At 60.4% G+C, this 19,045-nt stretch carries 20 protein-coding genes; 7 read left to right on the top strand and 13 right to left on the bottom strand.

The features are described from left to right. Positions 1–53: 53 nt before the first annotated feature. From V2B23_RS07200 to hsaA, 7 genes are all read right to left on the bottom strand, one after another. Positions 54–1,964 (bottom strand): alkyl/aryl-sulfatase, encoded by a 1,911-nt coding sequence (locus V2B23_RS07200; protein WP_430949713.1) that lies wholly within the window; start codon positions 1,962–1,964, stop codon positions 54–56. Between the two features lie 103 nt (positions 1,965–2,067). Next, positions 2,068–3,072 (bottom strand): TIGR03617 family F420-dependent LLM class oxidoreductase, encoded by a 1,005-nt coding sequence (locus V2B23_RS07195; RefSeq protein WP_430949712.1) that lies wholly within the window; start codon positions 3,070–3,072, stop codon positions 2,068–2,070. Positions 3,073–3,082: 10 nt separating this feature from the next. Further along, entirely contained in the window at positions 3,083–3,955 is an 873-nt protein-coding gene (locus V2B23_RS07190) for an SMP-30/gluconolactonase/LRE family protein (RefSeq protein ID WP_430949711.1), read from the bottom strand. A gap of 83 nt (positions 3,956–4,038) precedes the next feature. Continuing rightward, on the bottom strand, positions 4,039–4,497 hold the full coding sequence (locus V2B23_RS07185; protein WP_430949710.1) for an SRPBCC family protein: 459 nt from the start codon (positions 4,495–4,497) through the stop codon (positions 4,039–4,041). After that, a complete protein-coding gene (locus V2B23_RS07180) occupies positions 4,494–4,841 on the bottom strand; it encodes an ArsR/SmtB family transcription factor (protein WP_430949709.1) in 348 nt (115 codons plus the stop codon). The genes V2B23_RS07185 and V2B23_RS07180 overlap by 4 nt, the downstream gene beginning before the upstream one ends. Before the next feature lie 56 nt (positions 4,842–4,897). Continuing rightward, complete coding sequence (locus V2B23_RS07175; protein WP_430949708.1) at positions 4,898–6,193, bottom strand: glutamine synthetase family protein; 1,296 nt, start codon at positions 6,191–6,193, stop codon at positions 4,898–4,900. Positions 6,194–6,238: 45 nt separating this feature from the next. Then, positions 6,239–7,405, bottom strand: coding sequence for a 3-hydroxy-9,10-secoandrosta-1,3,5(10)-triene-9,17-dione monooxygenase oxygenase subunit (hsaA, locus tag V2B23_RS07170; RefSeq protein WP_430949707.1), 1,167 nt, complete (start codon positions 7,403–7,405; stop codon positions 6,239–6,241). A gap of 237 nt (positions 7,406–7,642) precedes the next feature. Here hsaA and V2B23_RS07165 point away from each other — a divergent pair, with 237 nt between their 5' ends. The 4 genes from V2B23_RS07165 to V2B23_RS07150 are packed head-to-tail and all read left to right on the top strand — an operon-like array spanning position 7,643 to position 10,410. Continuing rightward, positions 7,643–8,806, top strand: a complete 1,164-nt coding sequence (locus V2B23_RS07165; protein WP_430949706.1) for a Rieske 2Fe-2S domain-containing protein — start codon at positions 7,643–7,645, stop codon at positions 8,804–8,806. Next, complete coding sequence (locus V2B23_RS07160; RefSeq protein WP_430949705.1) at positions 8,784–9,080, top strand: hypothetical protein; 297 nt, start codon at positions 8,784–8,786, stop codon at positions 9,078–9,080. Before V2B23_RS07165 ends, V2B23_RS07160 begins: the two co-directional genes overlap by 23 nt. A 30-nt stretch (positions 9,081–9,110) precedes the next feature. Continuing rightward, the gene (locus V2B23_RS07155; RefSeq protein ID WP_430949704.1) at positions 9,111–9,899 is read left to right on the top strand and encodes an SDR family NAD(P)-dependent oxidoreductase; all 789 of its coding nucleotides are present in this window, start codon (positions 9,111–9,113) and stop codon (positions 9,897–9,899) included. 52 nt (positions 9,900–9,951) lie between these two features. Further along, positions 9,952–10,410 carry a nuclear transport factor 2 family protein gene (locus tag V2B23_RS07150; RefSeq protein WP_430949703.1) on the top strand — a complete coding sequence of 153 codons (459 nt, stop codon included), beginning with the start codon at positions 9,952–9,954 and terminating at the stop codon, positions 10,408–10,410. A gap of 1 nt (position 10,411) precedes the next feature. On the opposite strand, the gene V2B23_RS07145 is transcribed toward V2B23_RS07150, so the two are convergent. From V2B23_RS07145 to V2B23_RS07125, 5 genes are all read right to left on the bottom strand, one after another. After that, a complete protein-coding gene (locus V2B23_RS07145; RefSeq protein ID WP_430949702.1) occupies positions 10,412–11,206 on the bottom strand; it encodes an SDR family NAD(P)-dependent oxidoreductase in 795 nt (264 codons plus the stop codon). 173 nt (positions 11,207–11,379) lie between these two features. Next, positions 11,380–12,324, bottom strand: coding sequence for a TauD/TfdA dioxygenase family protein (locus V2B23_RS07140; protein ID WP_430949701.1), 945 nt, complete (start codon positions 12,322–12,324; stop codon positions 11,380–11,382). A gap of 78 nt (positions 12,325–12,402) precedes the next feature. Beyond that, positions 12,403–13,923, bottom strand: a complete 1,521-nt coding sequence (locus V2B23_RS07135) for an AMP-binding protein (protein ID WP_430949700.1) — start codon at positions 13,921–13,923, stop codon at positions 12,403–12,405. Positions 13,924–13,957: 34 nt separating this feature from the next. Beyond that, positions 13,958–15,079, bottom strand: a complete 1,122-nt coding sequence (locus tag V2B23_RS07130) for a DUF5938 domain-containing protein (RefSeq protein ID WP_430949699.1) — start codon at positions 15,077–15,079, stop codon at positions 13,958–13,960. Between the two features lie 50 nt (positions 15,080–15,129). Further along, positions 15,130–15,933: an SDR family NAD(P)-dependent oxidoreductase gene (locus V2B23_RS07125; RefSeq protein ID WP_116102732.1), complete on the bottom strand. Its 804-nt coding sequence runs from the start codon at positions 15,931–15,933 to the stop codon at positions 15,130–15,132. 189 nt (positions 15,934–16,122) lie between these two features. On the opposite strand from V2B23_RS07125, the gene V2B23_RS07120 reads away from it, so the two are divergent. Beyond that, positions 16,123–16,830 (top strand): TetR/AcrR family transcriptional regulator, encoded by a 708-nt coding sequence (locus tag V2B23_RS07120; protein ID WP_430949698.1) that lies wholly within the window; start codon positions 16,123–16,125, stop codon positions 16,828–16,830. On the opposite strand, the gene V2B23_RS07115 is transcribed toward V2B23_RS07120, so the two are convergent. Beyond that, entirely contained in the window at positions 16,827–17,435 is a 609-nt protein-coding gene (locus tag V2B23_RS07115; protein ID WP_430949697.1) for a TetR/AcrR family transcriptional regulator, read from the bottom strand. The two genes, V2B23_RS07120 and V2B23_RS07115, sit on opposite strands and share 4 nt — an antisense overlap. A gap of 72 nt (positions 17,436–17,507) precedes the next feature. On the opposite strand from V2B23_RS07115, the gene V2B23_RS07110 reads away from it, so the two are divergent. Both V2B23_RS07110 and V2B23_RS07105 read left to right on the top strand, forming a co-directional pair. Next, complete coding sequence (locus V2B23_RS07110; protein WP_430949696.1) at positions 17,508–18,269, top strand: enoyl-CoA hydratase-related protein; 762 nt, start codon at positions 17,508–17,510, stop codon at positions 18,267–18,269. A 243-nt stretch (positions 18,270–18,512) separates the two neighbouring features. Then, the gene (locus V2B23_RS07105; protein ID WP_430949695.1) at positions 18,513–19,028 is read left to right on the top strand and encodes an OsmC family protein; all 516 of its coding nucleotides are present in this window, start codon (positions 18,513–18,515) and stop codon (positions 19,026–19,028) included. Positions 19,029–19,045 lie beyond the last annotated feature (17 nt).

Genomic DNA, 19,045 nt, shown 5'->3' with positions numbered 1-19,045 from the left:
ACACAGGCAATTGGGGCAGGCGATGTCGTACCGCCTGCCCCACTTGCTTTGTTTCACGGCGTGGCGATATCGAAATTCGGATCGAAGGTATCCATCACCTCGGCCAGCGTCTTCAAAACCGACAGATCACCTGTTGCACTTACTTTCCCACCGTCGAGAATCGCTGATGCGTCACCCGGTTTCAGCAGGATTCCCGCAAGCAGAGGCTTGGGGCCGCTGAGCGTCAACTGCGCATCCGGGACGTGCCCGGCCCGAGCGTTCAGCACCGCCCGTCGCACCCACATGTTCCAATCCTGTTTTGTGTCGGCAAAATTGAAGTTGATGGAAATGTCGACGTCGTCCGCCTGTTCCGCGATGAGATGTACACCCGCATAGTCGAAGAGCAGGTCGATCGGCATCGCGAGGATGGTGTCGGTGCTGTCGGTGTTGACTTGACCTGCGCCGGTCACGCCATCACGCAATTCCATTGCAGTGGCAAGGAATATCGAACGGTACTGCGGCACTTCCTGCTGGTAGCCGAGCTGCTCGTACGCGTCGGCCTGCAGGTTTTTCGCCACGATGTCGTCAGGGTCGGCAAAAACGAGGTGGTGCAGCAGTTGCACTGCCCACCGGTAGTCACCGGCCTCGAAAGCGTTGCGCCCCTCGGTAAGTAACTTCTCACGTCCGATCAGATCGACGTGTCGCTTGGCATGGTCTACCGGCAACAACGGCAAAATCGTCGCAGGGTCACCGTCCCAGAAACCCAGTTCCTTGTGGAAGACTGCGCGAACATTGTGATGCAAGCCGCCGTGGTAGTAGCGGTTGTACCACTTCTGACCGATTGACTCCGGTAGTCGCACGACCTCCGCGGCTTCGAGCGGTGTGTAACCCTGATTCGCGAATCGCAATGCCTGGTCGTGAATGAACTTGTACATGTCCCGTTGTGATTCAAGAAATTCCACCACTGTCGAGTTTCCCCACACGGGCCAGGTGTGCGGGCCGTGATGCACTTCGACGTCGGCACCCCATCGCACCAAGGTCTCGTCCAGGTACCTGGCGAAGTTGCGCGCATCTCGGGTGCGTGCGCCACGGATGGTCTGGATATTGTGCATCGAGTGGTTCGCGTTCTCGGCACACGTGAGTGCTTTGATGGCAGGGATCCAGATGTGCATCTCTTCAGGCGCTTCGGTGTCCGGTGCATAGAGGAATTCGAAGTCCCACCCGCCGAGATTGCGCACCTCACCGGTCTTGGTGATGCCGTCGGTAGGCGGAATGTAGGTCATGTGGATGTTCATTCCGTCCGCACCCGATCCCAGGCCAACGGTCACCAGCCCGCAATCACATTGCGGGAGAATCAGGCCGAAGGTGTATCCCATCCGACGCGACATCGCGTTGCCCGTGATGACGTTCTCACCGATGGCGTGCTTGTTGAAGGACTCGATGGTACCCGGGGCGACGATGGGGATCTTGCCCGCCACCACATCGGCCTCGTCCACAAGCCCTTTGACGCCCGCGTAGTGGTCGAAATGGGTGTGGGTATAGATAATTGCAACGATCGGCTTGTGGTTGTTCAGCTCACGCCGAAACAGTTCGAGTCCCGCTTTAGCCAGGTCGGCACTGGTGGTGGTGTCGATAATGACCAGCCCGTCCGGGGCGTCGACAATCGTCAAGTTCACCGCGAATCGAACTTGGTAGAGCCCGTCGACAACCTTGTAAAGCCCACAGCGCCTCACCAGTTGCGACTGCCGCCACAGACTCGGATTCACAGACTCCGGCGCCTGCTTGTCGTCGGCGATGTACTCGAGCGGCTGACCGTCATGGATCAGTTCGCCCTTGTCGTTGAAGACCTGATCGTCTTTCCAGCCGGCGATGAATCCACGATCTACGTCGCCGAAATCCTCCCGATCCGACATCGGATAGTCAGCCACCGCTGCGCGGTTGACCTCGGCGGTGAATGCAGTTGCTGGCTTTGTCTGACCGGACATGAACGTCTCCTCCGATTTCGTCTCAGAACCCTCTGGAGTCAATCTGGTCTGCGGGCATCATCAGCGCATCACCCGCAAGAGATGAGATCAATCCGCAGCAGCTCTACTCCGAGGCTCGAAACTCGGCGCACATCCTTCGGAACTCCCCGTCGTCGGCCGGGTCCGTCGGGATCGCCAAGGCAACGCCGTCACAGAGGTTTCCGTACTTCGCAGCCAGCACTTCAGGCAACTCTGAGTACGTGCATTGTGTGATCAACCCGTCAAGGACGTCGTCGGTAAGCACGCCGGCCAGATCGGCCCAGTCGCCGGAGCGCGCCATCGACGTCAACTTCTCACCGACCTCAGGGAATCCCAGTACATCCAACGCAATTCGGTAGGCCGGTGTGGAGTACAGGAACGCAAGCTCTTTGCGTACCGGCTCACGGGCAGCAGCTACTGCGGCGCCATCACGCCCGGTGATCACCTTCGGAACTGCAACAATCCGAGGTTTTCGGCCGCCAGACTCGAGCGCCGGAATAATTTTCTCCGCGAGCACTTTCGGATGTGAGCTCGTCGGATGTGCAACAAAACCGTCGGCGATGTCGCCGGCAAGGGCGCACATTCGCGCGTTTACGCCGCCGGTCCAGATCTCCGGTGCCGGAACGCCAATCGGCCCCGGATTGAAATACGGCTGCAGCCGGTTGAATGGGTAGTGCGTTCCCTCGTAGTCGAGAGCACTGCCGGATCGGAAAGCCTCGAATATCGCCCGGACAGCACCGACGTAATCGCGCAGTTGCGCAACAGGATCCGTCCACGGCATCGAATACCGTCCGACGATGTTTCCGCGCACCTGAGTTGCCACACCCAACTGGAACCGGCCGCCGGAGAAGTCCGCCAGATCCCAGGCCGCCAATGCCGTCAGCATCGGACTACGCGCAAACGCCACCACCATGGACGTCCGCACGGTGAGCCTGGAACTGTGCTCAACGGCCAGAGCCGCAACAGCAAACGGATCTCGTACGGTCTCCGAGATGTGCACAGTGTCGAAACCGAGTTCCTCTATGCGGTGCACCCGTTCCGCAACGTGCCGGAGCGGGGTATCGGCAGGCAGCGACGTCACTAATTCCATGTGAATCCAACTACTCCAGACGTATCGACAACAACTTCCCCTCCGTTGCCACCTTACGTGCGTGCTCGTTGAAATCCGGTGCCGCACAGACAAACAGTGTTCGTCCGTCGGCTCCACCCAAACCGCAGGCAAACACCCCGGTTTCGAACGGAATCTCGTCGATCACGCCAGATCCCTGTGCCACATGAAGTATCCGGCTACCGATTGCGTCGGCCACCCACATCGAATCGTCGGCATCGATGCAGCACCCGTCGGGCGCGATCACCATCTGGGAGATGGTGGACTCCATCGTCGAACCATCAGGCACGACCCCGAACGTCGCCCAATCACGTCGCTCACCCAAGGAACCGTCGTCTGCGACCGAGAAGACGCTGATGCGATTGCCCAGGGTCTCGTCCACCAGCAGTTCCCCGCCTGAAGTCAGAGCCATGCCATTGGGAAAATGCAGATCCCGCGCGACGACGTGCACGCTGCCGTCCGGATCGACCCGCAGCAGATCTGCAGTCTCCACCGCAGCCAGATTCATCAGATCGAACCCGAAATTGCCGACGTACGCACGGCCCTGAGCGTTGACAATCATGTCGTTGACGTTGCCGCTCACATACTTCGACAAATCTGCATGAACGACCAGTTGCCCGTCCGGTTCGCGACGAAGGACCTTGCGATCGCGCATCGACACCACCAGCAATCTGCCGTCCGGCAACCAGCCGAGACCCGACGGCTGACCGGGAACTTCGGCCTCGACGCGAACATCCGTTCCGTCTTCGCGAGCCGAAACCACCTGATGGCTGTAGAAATCCGATACCCAGATGCGGTCGTCGTGCCAACGTGGGCATTCGAAATAGGTGTAGCCGTCGAGTACGACAGTCGTCTCACGCGCCATGGCCTTGGACTCCCCTTGCATCGGTGAAGAGCGAGCTTTCCGCCATTCAATCACCGGCACCCGGACACAGGGCCCGATTGCGACTATTCAGTCATCGACTCCTCGAAGATGTCGAAGGCCTCGTTCCAACCGTCGTACACGTTCCCATCGCCCTTGAATCCGGGGATACCAACCAGGTGGAAGGTCATTTCCGTCTTGTCCCCACGCTCGGACAACGTGACGGTGATGCGGGGCGCACTCTCAACCGACTCGCCCGGGCTACCCCAGGTGAAGACCAGCCGCTCCGGCTCTTCGACTTCGAGATACGTTCCGCAAGTAGGGTATTCGGCGCCATCGTCGTCGTTGATCATCAAATAGCTGTATGTCCCACCGACGCGCGGGTCGATGGCGACGTGCTCGCGGGGGCTACTCACACCACGCGGATGCCACCAGCGAGCCGCCTCGTCCGGGTCGGTCCAGGCGCGCCACATCAGCTCACGCGGTGCGTCGAAGATTCGGATGATGGTGAATTCTGCGGTCTGATCGACATTGTGCTCACTCATTGCCCTTCTCCTTCTTCAGTTTCACGTTTTTTCAGTTCACGGAGCCGCTCGTCGAGAAGATCGAAACGCTCGTTCCAACCGCGCCGGTGTTCCTCGACCCAGACGGCTGCATGGTCCAGACCTTCGGCACGCAGCGTGCAGGTGCGCCATTGCGCGGTGGCCGTCCGTTCGATCAATCCAGCCTTCTCGAGCACCTTCAGATGCTGCGATATCGCCGGCCGACTCATCTCGAACGGCTCGGCCAACTCCCCCACGGTCATGGAACCGCTGGTCAAACGTGACAGCATCGCGCGCCGCGTGGGATCTGCCAGTGCTCCGAACACCGCATCGAGCTCGTTACTCATTTAAGCAACTCCTTAATTAAGGAACAACTTAAATTTAGATCGCGCAGCGGGCCCCGTCAAGCACTCCAGGCGTATCGCAATCGCTCGACGAGCACGGGCTCGTCCAACTCCGAGCACCGTGACCTTTCGAGTGCTTTCACGGCGACCATTGAACCGATGATCGCGTCTCCGAGGACGCTCTTCGCAACGTCCGACAGACGCAGTCGTTGCAGCATCTCGCCCATCTCGGTCGGCATACGCGTGATCGAAAGTTCCGCCCGCTTCGCATCAGTCAGACTGGACGGATTGACGCTCACTTCCGGCGGCAGCGACAGTGCGCCGGCAATACCCGCGTGCATGGCACCAAGAATGACGGCGGTAGCAAGATACGGATTTGCGGTGGAATCCACCACTTTCACTTCGACATTGGCGCCGTGCGGATTTCCGATGGATTCGCCGCAGAATCGGACTGCGGCCTCGCGGTTTTCGTGACCCCAACAGATGAAGGCACCAGACCAAGTGTCTGGCTGCAACCGCAGTCCCGAAAGCGGCGACGACGCCAACACCGCGCCCAGGTCTGCGAGGTGAGCAAGTAGGCCACCCACAGCACCGGCACCGTCTGCGGTCATCCCGTATACCTGTTTCCCGCCGGAGAAGATCGGCTCGCCGGATCGAGTCAACGAAATATGCTGATGTGCGCCGTTTCCAGAACCACCGACACTGGGCATCGGGGAGAAGGAGGCAGCCATTCCGTGCGATCGGGCGGTGCGGCAGATCAGAATTCGGGCCGCGATCGCACTGTCTGCCGCTTCGAGCGGTGACGCCGGGGCCAGCGAAATCTCGAACTGTCCGGGACCGTACTCCGCGTGAAACTGTTCGATATTCAGTTGGGCGCGTTCGGCATTCACAAGGAGATCCTTGACAAAGCTCTCCTGAGCAAGTGCAGCTCCGAGTCCGTAAGCAGACCAGCGTTCGGCCACATCGCCGCCGAAGAGTGTGAACTCGATTTCGTGACCCACCCGAGCGTCGAGATTGTCGTGCGCAAGCGTGTGGACTGTGCGTCGTAGTGCTGTTCGACTGCACACAGCCGATATCGACCCATCCAACTCGTACAGCGTCGCAGGCGCCCAGGACACGTCGTCACCCACGGCACGTAGGTCTGATTCCGCGATCCTCAGCCGAAGATCACCCACCGCGGAAAGCTCTTCGGTGAAGGCGAGGGCGTCGTCGGCGCAGAACACACTCCAACTGGGCGACGCACCCATCCCACTGGTGACAAAAACGTCAACCCTGTTCGCGGGCACCACTTTCGCCCGCGAAACACCGGCCAGATCGACAATCGACCCGATGATCAGTTCGGAGGTGTACCTCACAGGGCGGAGGTTACCCCGCAACCTCACATTGTGAACCCGGGATAGTCAGATCAGATTGTCTTCGACCGGCAAACCGAAAGCTGCTCGTCCGTACAGCGCCAGCGCCCGCTCCGGTTCGTTTGCCACGTGCACGCTGCCCGCGTGAACGTCGCGCCACGCCCGCTCGATCGGATTGCCGCGCGACAGCGAGTTTCCGCCGGCCGTCTTGAACAGCATGTCGATCGCTTCCACTGAACGCTCGGTAGCGCGAACCTGATCACGCCGAGCACGTAGCCGCATCGAGAGCGGTAACTCCTTACCGGCCGCGGCGAGTTCGTACATCTCGCGGACGTTTCGATCCATCTGCAGAATCGCCGCATCAATCTCCGAGGAGGCCCGCGCCACGGCCACCTGTGCGAACTGGTCCTCGCTGAACCGTCCGCCGCCCAGGCTGAGCCGAACACGCTCACGCATGACTTCGAGGTAACCCTCGTAGCAACCTGCGACAATTCCCACGCAGGGTGCTGCCACCGTCGACGTGAAGATAGTTCCGAACGGCAGTTTGTACAGCGGACCGGTATTGACCGCCTGGCCAGGTCCCTGCAAGTGGGCCGTCTCGTAATTGCGCTTCAACCGGTGCTCGGGGACAAAGGCCTTCTTCACAACTATTTCGTTGCTCGCCGTCCCGCGCATACCCACCACGTCCCAGACGTCGCGGATCTCGTAATCCGTGCGCGGTACCAACACAGTCATGAAGTCGACCGGACGCCCGTCCATCCCCACGACCATCGCTCCCAGCAAAGCCCAGGTGGCGTGCTCACATCCTGAGGAGAATCCCCAGTTGCCGGACAGTTCGTAACCGCCTTCCACCGCCGTCAGACGACCGACCGGCGCATAGGCAGACGAGATGAGCGTCGACTGATCCTCACCCCAGACATCTGCCTGGGCACGATCGTCGAACAGGGCCAGATGCCACGGATGTACGCCGACGACCGACGCGACCCACCCGGTCGACCCGCAGGCGGCGGAAATCGCACGAACCACTTCGTAGAACTGGACGGGATCACTCTCGGCGCCGCCGTAGCGCTTGGGCTGCAACATCGCGAAGACACCCGCATCGCCAAGCTCACGAATGGTTCGATCCGGTATCTTCCTGGAGTCGTCCACCTTCTGAGCCCGCTCGGCAATCTTGGGAAGCAGATCGCGAACAGTGCTCAGAACCTTGTTGACCATGGGAAGACACTCCTTGCACCGATCAACGGAAACTGGATCGGCAAATAGACATAGCGGATGCCCCGTCACGATATCCTCATCCGTGGTTCCGCTGACCGGAAGTCCCGGAGGCCGGGACTGATGCCGTCTTCGACTCAGTCACACACCGGTCCCGCCTAGTGAGACGGCGGCCAGAGCACCCATCACGGCTCACCTAGCGTCAGTCTGACATTGACCCTGGAAAGGACGGGACTCATCGTGACGATCAATCAGTCCGACAACGACGAGGTTCGCGAGATCCAAGCTGGAACCGCACCTACTCGCTTTGCACGTGGATGGCACTGCATTGGACTCACGGAGTCCTTCAAGGACGGCGAGCCGCACTCCATCGAGGCGTTCGGCACCAAGCTCGTAGTCTTCGCCGACAGCGAAGGCAACGTCAAGATTCTCGACGCGTACTGCCGTCACATGGGTGGCGACCTGAGCCAGGGCACCGTCAAGGGCGACGCCATTGCCTGTCCGTTCCACGATTGGCGCTGGGGCGGCAACGGCAAGTGCCAGAAGATTCCGTATGCACGCCGCGTTCCCCCGCTCGCCAAGACGCGCGCATGGCAGACCCTGGACCAGGACGGCATGCTCTTCGTCTGGCATGACCCCGAGGGCAACCCGCCGACGGACGACGTAGCCATCCCCCGCATCGAAGGCGCGCTCAGCGACGAGTGGAGCGACTGGGTCTGGTACACCACGACCGTCGACACCAACTGCCGTGAAATCGTCGACAACATCGTCGACATGGCGCACTTCTTCTACGTGCACTACTCCTTCCCGACGTACTTCAAGAACGTCTTCGAAGGCCACGCCGCAACGCAGTACATGCGCGGCGTCGCTCGCTCGGACATGCGTCCCCACGCAGCAGGCACCCCGAAGATGGTCGGCAGCAACTCCGTCGCCACGTACTTCGGCCCCTCCTTCATGGTCGACGACCTGACCTACGAGTACGAGGACTACAACGTCGACTCCGTGCTCATCAACTGCCACTACCCGGTCAGCGCAGACAAGTTCGTGCTCCAGTACGGCATCATCGTCAAGAAGTCGGATCGTTTCCAGGGTGAAGCTGCCGACGCGATGGCCGCGAACTTCGGCACGTTCATCGCCAAGGGCTTCGAGCAGGACGTCGAGATCTGGAAGAACAAGACTCGCATCGAGAACCCGCTCCTGTGCGAAGAGGACGGCCCGGTGTACCAGCTCCGTCGCTGGTACGAACAGTTCTACGTCGACGTCGCGGACATCGCTCCCGAGATGACGGAGCGCTTCGAATTCGAACTCGACACCGCGCGCCCCGTCGCCGCCTGGCAGAAGGAAGTCGAAGACAACCTCGCTGCGAAGAAGGCAGAAGAAGATGCAGCCTCTTCAGTGCGCTGAGTGCAAGGCGCAGGTCCTGGTCCAGAAGAACAGTTGGGAGCACACCACTGTTCAGTGGAGTGACCAGGCCCGCGCCAAGTGCCTCGAAATCGCCGACGAACGTGAATTCGGGCAACGCGAGGGACGCCCAGGCGCTCCCCGCAAGGAATGCGGCGCCTTGACCGCGTCCATCGTGAACGCCGCAACGGCCGGCAAGCTCGAGATTCTCAACGACGAGCCGGTGCCCAAGCCGATCGTCGACGACAGCGAACCCGTACCAGCTCCGTTTCACTAGTCAAGCCAACATCTTTCGAAGAAGGTAGTAATGATCGATCCTCAGTACTACGGACCGTGGGCAGTCATCGCCGGCGGTTCCGAAGGTGTCGGCGCAGGGTTCGCCGACGAGCTCAGCAAGATCGGCATCAACCTCGTGCTGATCGCCCGCAAGCCGGGCCCGCTCGAGGAGACCGCGGCCAAGGCACGCGCCAACGGCGTCGAAGTACGCACTCTTGCATTGGATCTGCTCGTTCCCGACGCGCTGGATCAGATCAAGGCTGTCACCGACGACGTCGAGGTGGGCCTGCTCATCTTCAACGCCGGCGCCAACAGCTACGGCCATGAGTTCGTCACCGGTGATCTGAAAGGATTTGCCGGAGTCATCGAGCTGAACATCAACAAGCAGCTCGAACTCTCGCACCACTTCGGCGGTTTGATGAAGGATCGCGGGCGCGGCGGCATCATGCTGCTCGGTTCGTTGGCCGGATTCATGGGCTCCGAGCACCAGAGCATCTACGCAGCGTCCAAGGCATTCGGACGCATATTCGCCGAGAGCCTGTGGCTCGAACTCCAGCCGTACGGCGTTCACGTCGTCGAGTTCATTCTCGGTGTCACACGCACACCGGCAATGATTCGCGCCGGCCTCAACTTCGACATCCCCGGGATGAACGTCGCGGAGCCCGAAGATGTTGCACGCGAAGGCCTCGAACACCTTGCCGACGGCCCGATCTGGGTTGCGGCAGGCAATTACGAGGGCGCTCAAAAGCGCAGCGGCTTCCCCCGCGACAAAATGGTCAAGGGCGCTGCCGAGGCGATGCGCAAGCTGCTCAACCGCTGACATCTGCTGTGCGCCTTTTTCAACTCCCCGACGCCCGAGAAAGGCGCACAGCATGAGCGTCGACATCACCACTCTTCTCGCCGAACGCGAGATCACCCGCTCCGTCTTCGAGTTCGCCCGAGCCATGGACGCTCGCGATTGGGATGAACTCCACCGCATCATGACGCCGGACGCCACGGCAGAACTAGGCACCGGAACGCTACGCGGACCGGCCGAGGTAGTGGCTTCCATCCGCTCGTTCCTCGACGACTGCGGCCCCACCCAACATCTGGTCGGCAACGTGCTGGTCGAGGTCGTCGGCGATATTGCCACCAGCCGCGCCTACGTCAGTGACATGCATCTGGGTACGGGCAGCAAGGCGCACCTCAGTTTTTCGACGCTAGGCGATTACCACGATTCGTGGGCACTAATCGACGGAACCTGGCGAATGACACACCGCACCAAACATTCCCACGGAGTCCGCGGGTCCATCGAGGTTCTCGGCGCGGGCCCCAGCGGCTGGCGTAGGTGACTCAACCCAACATCGACGAACGACCGGTCGCGAGGGGGCTCTTGCTGGTGAGTCCGCCGTCGACCACCAAGGTCTGCCCGCTCATGTAGCGAGATTCGTCCGAAGCCAGGTAGACCATGGCGTGTGCGATGTCTTCGGGTTCGCCGAGGTAGGGCAGAGCGTTTGCCTGCTTCATGCCCTCGATGACGTCAGCAGGAATGTTGTCAATGAGAGCAGGTGTCATGATCGCACCCGGTGCAACGGCGTTGCACCGAATGTTCTCCGGCCCGTACTGCACGGCGATGTACTGCGTCAGCCGGATCACCGCAGCCTTGGCCGCTCCGTAGGCCGACTGCAAAGAGTCACCGATCAATCCGCCAACCGACGCGGTGTTCACGATCGACCCACCGCCGGCCTCGATCATGTGTGGAATCGCGAGCCGCGACGCGACAACGGTGCTGCGAGCATTGAGCGCCATCACACGATCCCACTCGTCCAAGTCCATCCGGAGCAGGTCAAGATCCTTGCGCGGATTGCTTCCACCGACGTGATTACACAGCACATTGATGCCACCGAATTCGGCTACGGCTCGTTCGATCATCGCGGCGACGGCATCTTCGTCCATCACATTGACACCGAAACCTACTGCGATACCACCTGATTCACGAATCGAAGCAGCAGCATCCTCCGCATGTGATGCATCAAGATCGGCAACCAGAACCTTCGCGCCTTCTGCAGCCATCATGTGTGCCGCAGCCCGGCCGATTCCGCTGGCAGCACCCGTGATCACAACGTTCTTGCCTTCGAGCCTGTTCATATCTGTTCCCTTTCGGGGCATTCACCCTAGGTCCGTATCTCCCGTAAAACGGGAAATACCCAATTGATCCCAGTGAACGCCTGACGAACGGCTCAGTCCAACTTTCTTGAATCAAGTCACAAGTAGGTGACGAGCGGCCTTGCCCCCTGCTACACCCGAAATTCGGCAGGCAGCTACGCGATCCCAACCGGCCGGTCTCCCACGATGGAGATCCGATCCATTACACGCCGCGCGGGAAAGTAATCACTCGACGCATAGTGCTGACACGTCCGATTATCCCAGAAGGCAACGGTATTCGGCTCCCACTTCAACCGGACCTGAAACTCCGGACGGTTGACGTGCCGGTACAGCAGGGTGAGAAGCTCGTTCGACTCCTCTTGCGACACCCCGACGATCCGTTGTGTGAAGGTCATGTTCACGAACAGGACCCGTCGGCCGCTCTCGGGAATGACTCGCACAACCGGATGCTGCACTGGCGGAAATTTGGGGCGCAGCATGTCCACCGCTTCGGCCGGCATCGACTTTCCGAACGCATTGATCCAATCATGCTCTGCTTCAAGGTGTTCGATGCGGTCCTTAATGCCCTGCGGCAGGAGGTCGTACGCCGCAGCAGTGTCAGCCCACAACGTGTCACCCCCGACTTCCGGCACTTCGACAGCCCGAAGAACTGCCGCAAAGGACGGATGCTCGTGCCACGTCACATCGTTGTGCCAGTTGTTCTCGACGCCCCCAACCATTGCATCCTTGGCCAGCGTCGTGACGTCGATGTCCGTCTGACCCGGCTGGGTGTATTTGAAGAACGGATGCTGTTCCAGCGAACCCCAGCGTTCCGCGAAGGCGCGATGCTCCACGCGGTTGATGTCCTGGTCCCGAAAGAACAGCACCTTCCACTCGAGCAAGGCGCGCCGCAGTTCGGCCATGACGTCGTCGGAAAGGTCGCCACCCAGCCGCAGCCCCGAGATTTCCGCACCAATGGTGGGCGTGTGCGGCTTGACCGCAAAATGGATATACGGCTCGGGGGCAACCGTTTCCGGATTCCGCTTTGCCACCAACGGGCCATACGCAGCCAGTGGGTCCGTCGGGATCGGAAAGATCATGGTGGGAAACAGGACGGCCATCTTCAGACTCCCTCGAGCGCAGCGGCAGTGAACCAGATCACTACAACTTTAAGGAGCTAACCTTAACCTGTCAACGAATCATTCCAGGAGCACCCCCTTGATCTCGTTCTTGAGCACCTTCCCCACTTTCGACCGCGGCAGATCCTCCCAGACGACAACCTCTTTCGGTGTCTTCACGCTTCCGATTCGAGCCTTTACAAAGGCCATGACTTCCGCTTCGTCGATGACCGCTCCCGGATGCGGTTGCACTACAGCCACAACACGCTCGCCCCACTTGTCGTCCGGCAGACCGATCACCCCACAGTCCTGAATTCCCGGATAGGCCATGAGAGCCTGCTCGACTTCCACCGAATAGACGTTGAATCCCCCGGTGATGATCATGTCCTTCGCCCGGTCGACGATGAAGAGGAAGTTCTCCTCGTCCAGATATCCGATATCACCAGTGTGATGCCACCCGTGCGCCGACGCTTCCGCACTGGCTTCCGGGTTTTTGAAGTACCCCGCCATCACGAGCGAACTGCGAATCACGACCTCCCCGCGCTCTCCGCGCCCGAGCAGTTGGCCCTTGTCGTTCATTACCCCGACCGTAACCAAGGGCGACGGGCGTCCCGCGGAGGACAGTCGCTCGGTTGCAATGGCACCGTCCGGGCCGAAATGATCCTTCGGTGCCATCGTCGAAATCATCATCGGCGCTTCGCTCTGACCGAACAGTTGCGCCATGACCGGTCCGATCTTGGCGATCGCCTCCCCCAACCTGGTCGGCGAGATGGGCGCTGCGCCGTACCAGAAGCATTGCAGCGAGCCAAGATCTGTGTCTGCCAGATCCGGATGCTCGAGCAGCATGTAGATCAGCGTCGGCGGCAGGAACGTGTGCGTGACCTTATGCCTCTGTACGTTCTCCAAGAAGGCACCGAGATCGGGTTTCGGCATGATCACCACTTCGCCGCCCAACGCCATGACGGGAAAGCAGAGAACCCCGGCCGCGTGGGTCAACGGCGCCAACGCCAGATACACCGGGCGACCCTCGAACGGGTAACTCATCAACGTGATCGCTGTCATCGTCTCGATATTGTGGCCGGTCAGCATCACACCCTTGGGACGCCCGGTGGTGCCGCCGGTTCCGACGAGCATGGTCACGTCATCTGGCGGCTGAACCTCTGAATCTTCTGTCCCGAGCCATTTTTCGAGGGACGGTGCCCAGTCGGTCTCACCGTCGATGCAGACCAGCGTCACCAATTTCGGAAGCGCCTCCCTGATCGAGTCGACAAGAGGCGCATACGACTTCTGGAAGAACAGCGCCCGAGTATCGAACAGATCCAGCAGGTCTCGGTTTTCCGCAGCCTCGTTGCGCGGATTGATCGGACACCACACCGCTCCCGCCCGGCTGATACCGAAAACGCACGAAAACGAGATCGGATCATTGCCGGACAGAATTGCCACTTTGTCTCCCGGCGCAATCCCGGAGGCTGCCAGGGATGAGGCAAACCGGCGACTGAACTGTTGAACGTCACCGTAGGTGAGCGTGCGCTCCCCCATCGTCAAACATGGCGCGGTGGAACCGAGAGAGGCTCCCTTGTCGAGATAGTCGGTCAAACGCATAGCGGGAGCCTCTCAGGCCGAATCGAATGGTGGTCTAGGTGTTGACGGTGATTTCCGGGTCCAGCACCAATCCGAAACTCCTCAGCGCACCGAGCAATTCACGGTGGCCGAAGGCTTGGCACGCCGATGCCAACCCGGCACGCTTGGGCGGCTGCTGCAGCAGCGAGTGAGCCGCGTATGCCTGCAGTAGGCCCGTCTGCTTGTAGTTGCAGTTGCCGTGGATGACGACGTGAGCACGTCCGAGCGGACCGGACGCATACACCGAGTCCATCGACGTGTTGATGCGCGGGTTTTCGCGGGGCGGCATGCCTGCCTGCACCGAACCGGCGATTTCTGCCAGCGCTGCCTCCTGCTGATCCGCGGGCAACGTCTTGATCTGCTCTTCCACCATCTTCTGGGTGGCAACAACACCTTCCATCACCGACCGGTCGAACACGCCACCCGCAGCCTTGACGTTGGACACACGCGGGTCGTTCTTGAACCACACAGGATGGCAGGTTCCGCCCCACGGCAGAGCGAGAGCGGTTTCGTGCTGACCCGGAACAACAACGTCGAAGGTCGAACCGGGCGCCCACTGCACGTACTTGTTCTGCTCGAGGTAGTACCAATTGGCTTTGAGGATAGTGAAGATGGTCTGAGTGGACGCGTACGTGGGAAATCCCTTCCACAACACCAGAATATCGAGGGTATCGAGGCCCGGATTCTCCAGCGCGATGTTGGCAGCGATCTCACCCGTCGTGTACATCTGCGCAATACCGGGTGAGAGCAGCAGGCCCTTCTCCTGGTACTTGTCCCCGAACTTCTCTTGGACGTCGAGAACCCAGTCCTGCTCACCGGTGGTGTCCATGTAGTGACAGCCGGCATTGAGCGCTGCCTCGACCACGGTGCCACCCAACTTGATGAACGGGCCGACCATGTTGCTGACTACCTGTGCGCCGGTGAACAACTCGGTCAATGCTTCTACCGTGTGCTCCACCTCGACCACTTCGTGATCAACAGTGTCGAGGCCGGGGATCTTGTCGAGCACCTCCTGGATGCGTGCGGCGTCTCGGCCGGCGGCGACGAACGGAATGTTGAACTCTCGCAGGTATTCACACACGAGGCGTCCCGTGTACCCGGAAACGCCGTAGACGACAACTGGCTTCTTGTCAGACATGTTGGTTGAACCTTTCGAAGTTGGGGTTGAGCCGAAAAAGACTGTGTGGGTTACATACCCATTCCGCCGTCAACGGGCAGGCCGATACCGGTGATGAAGCGGGCAGCATCCGAGGACAGGAAGACGACGGCGTCCGCCATGTCGTTCACTTCACCGAGACGCCCCAGCGGGGTGAGCCCGATGACGTCGCCCACGGCCGCCTCCGCACTGGGCCACAAACCGAGTTTCTCCATGTCCGACGCGAGACCCAGACCCATCTCCGTCGCGACAAGTCCCGGATAGACGCAGTTCACGCGTACGCCGTAACCGAGCTTTCCGGACTCCGTCGCAGCAACGCGGGTAAAACGGTCGACGGCGGACTTGGTGGCCGAGTACCCACTGATACCGGGAAACGGAATGGTGGCCGCAACCGAGGAGATGTTGATGATGGAACCTCCGCCACCAGCTATCCCACCAGGCCGCATGCTGCGCAAACCGTGTTTGGTGCCGAGCGCCGTGCCGAGGATGTTCACCTCACACATCCGACGGATGTCATCCGCGTCCAGGTCCACCACCAGAGAAGAAATTTCAATGCCCGCGTTGTTGACGAGGATGTCGAAACCACCCAGGGTCTCCGTCGTGGCTGCGACCGCGTCAGCCCAGTTGGCGTCGTCTGTGACGTCCAGCTTCACGAAACCGGTCTTGGCTCCGCCCGAACCGACGGCCTCCGCGGTTGCCCGGCCCTCGTCCTCGAGAACGTCGCCGATCATCACCGACGCTCCCGCCTTTGCCAACGCCTCTGCCATTCCGGCACCGAGACCCTTGGCGCCGCCCGTGACCAGTGCTTTTCGTCCCTCGAGATCAAACACGCTCATTTTTCACTGCCTCCATGACTGAAATGAATGTCGCGATGCCACCGTTCACAGCGACGCTGCCAAGTGGCGTGTGTCACAGAGTATTCAACTTTGGACGAGTGTCAAGAGAAATCTTGACGACTGTCAAGATTTTGTTACACGATCGTCAAAGAGCAGGGACTACACTGTTTCCAGCAGCCGGTCATACTGATGGCACACATCGCACGAACAGGACGTAACGCCGTGACAACCACCGTCGAGAATGCAAGTGGGACAACTAAAAAGTCCTCGCCGAGCAATGCCGACAAGGTCTCACGTCGGCAGGTCGACAAGTTCTCGGATCGCCGTGACGAGTTGGCCGAAGCAGCGTTGCAAACACTCGCCGAACTCGGCTATGCGCGTACCAGCCTGCGCGAAATCGCTCAGAACTCCGAGTTTTCCCACGGCGTCCTGCACTACTACTTCAGCGACAAAGTCGACCTCATCACGCACTGCGTTCGCCACTACAAGGCGCGATGCGTCACCCGCTACGACGGCATAGTCTCTACCGCGCAGACCCCCGACGAGCTGCGAGTGGGATTCGGGGCCATCTTGGCCGAGACCCTGATCAATGAGGCGACGATGCACCGGCTCTGGTACGACCTGCGGGCACAGTCCCTGTTCGAGGATTCTTTCCGCGCGGATGTGGCCGCAATCGATGAAAGCCTCGAAAACATGATCTGGCGCATCGTCAGCCGCTACGCAGAACTCCTCGACACCGAACCCACCATCACGCCCTCCGCTATGTACGGAGTTTTCGACGGACTCTTCCAACAGAGTCTGCTTCGCCATTTCTCCGGCGACGCTTGCGCTGCCACGTATCTGTCCGACACCGTACAGTCGATTCTCTCACAGGTGGTGCCCACTCCTCACGCCTAGCGGGCAGCGATACTCTCCGCGACAAACCTTGCGCCGCGGTCGAATTCGGCCACCACGTCGTAGTCGGCATCCTGACGCCAGAACCTGACCAGCGTGCTGTAGACGCCACCGATCATCTGCGCCAAGAACAACGGTGGATAGTCGGCTCGAACTTCGCCGGCCTCGAGACCGGCCGTGACAACGCGCAGCAGTTCCACGTGAAACCGCTTGTCATGGGCAGCTCCCGCACCGGATGCGGCAAAGTCGCGTTCCAATTCCGTTGTCACCATGCGCAAATAGCGCGGATGCTTCACCGACTGCAGTGCAAAATCCTCGAAGAGCTTGACGATTCGATCCGTCGTGGACATCGGCGTCCCCATCAGCCTGTCCACCATTGACGCAAGCTGATCCAGGTGGTCGCTGTGCAGCGCTTCGAGAACCGCATCCTTGCCCTGGAAATAATTGAAGAAAGTAGCCCGCGAAACCTCGGCCCGTTCAGCGATATCGTCGACGGTAGTGCTGGCAAATCCTTGTGCCGAGAAGAGAACACGGGATGCGGACAGCAACCGATCGTTGGTGTCGCGCTTGTTCTGCTCACGTTTGGAAACCATATCTTTGGCAACCACGCGCACTCGCCTCCTCAGCACTTGGCCTTGCAATCAGCGTACGGAAGAATATAGATGGACTACAGTCCAATTATGTCGACTGTAAGCACTGAACGCCAGGGCAAGGTACTTATCGTTCGGATCGAACGCGAAGAACGACGCAACGCGATCAACCGCGAAACTGCCGAAGGCATCGAATCCGCACTCGATCTCCTCGACGACGATCCCGAGCTGTGGGTCGGCATCATCACCGGCACAACCACCGTCTTCTGCGCCGGCACCGACATCCGTGAGCGCGCCGACCTTCGCATGCCGCGCGGTGGCGAATACGGCATCATCCGGCGGCAGCGCAACACACCGTTGATCGCCGCAGTCGAGGGATATGCACTGGGCGGCGGATTCGAAATCGCCTTGGCCTGCGACTTGATTGTTGCCTCTCGCACAGCACAATTCGGCCTTCCCGAGACCCGTCGCGGGTTAGTCGCCACGTCGGGTGCCCTGTTCCGGGCGCCACGCGCCCTTCCCCTCAACGTTGCTCGCGAACTCTTGATAACCGGCCGCACACTCGATCCCGAACGCGCGCTGAATCTGGGCGTCGTCAATGCGGTGACCGAACCGGGCAAGGCACTCGAAGAAGCCTTGGCTATGGCGTCGGAAATCTGCGAATCCTCCCCCACCTCGGTGAGCCTGACCTTGAAGTCGGTGAATGCCCTGTACACCGAAGATGATTCGCAGGGCTGGGATGTCACCGACACGGCGCGCGATCACATCCTGCAATCGCCGGACATCGCCGAGGGACTCGACGCATTTGCCAACCGCCGGGTGCCACGTTGGAACAACGTCCAGCGCGCGTGAGCAACCAGCATTCGGGACGGATTCCCTATAGGGCTGGTGGGAAAGGTTGCCAGGCGGTTACAGTCACTGGCGTGACGGGATTCGGCGCATACACGACACGCACGCTGCTGACGCGGCGTCGCCATGTCGATTTTGCGCACGTCTGTACCTCTGGGTGTCCGATCTTCTGATCGGACCTACTTCCGCGGTCACCGCCTGCGGAAGATATTCGTATGCTCACCCAGATCAGGGGATCTTTCTGTCATGACCACCGCTTCCGTTTCACACTTGAGTTCCGTTGTCGCCGCAAACGCTGACGCCATCGGCAAGGACCCCAGCAAGGCTCACGTCGTCTTCAAGGCGTCGGCGCAAGCCCACGATGCCGTTGCCAGCACAGTCACGCTCGGCAAATACAGCGTCGAGGTCGACGAACCGCCGGCCCTCGGTGGCGAGAACACTGCCGCCAATCCGGTCGAGTACTACCTCGCGTCACTTCTGTCCTGCCAGGTGGTGACCTACCGAGTGTGGGCAGACAAGCTCGGCATCCGACTCGACGACATCTCGGCACGCGCTGAAGGCGACCTCGACGTGCGCGGTTTCTTCGGATTCGACGACGCTGTCCGCCCCGGCTTTTCCGAGGTTCGTGTTGTTGTCACACTGACCGGCCCGGAATCGCGAGAGCGCTACCTGGAATTGCAGGAGACGGTCGACGCCCATTGCCCCGTGCTCGATCTCACCCGCAATCCCGTCCCAGTGCATACAGTCGTCGAAACCGCCTGACCCGCATCAACCCACCT

This window comes from Rhodococcus sp. 24CO (assembly GCF_050586165.1).
Taxonomy (GTDB): Bacteria; Actinomycetota; Actinomycetes; order Mycobacteriales; family Mycobacteriaceae; genus Rhodococcus_F.
The sequence above is the reverse complement of the archived record's forward strand: the minus strand, read 5'-3'. Positions and strand labels throughout refer to the sequence as shown.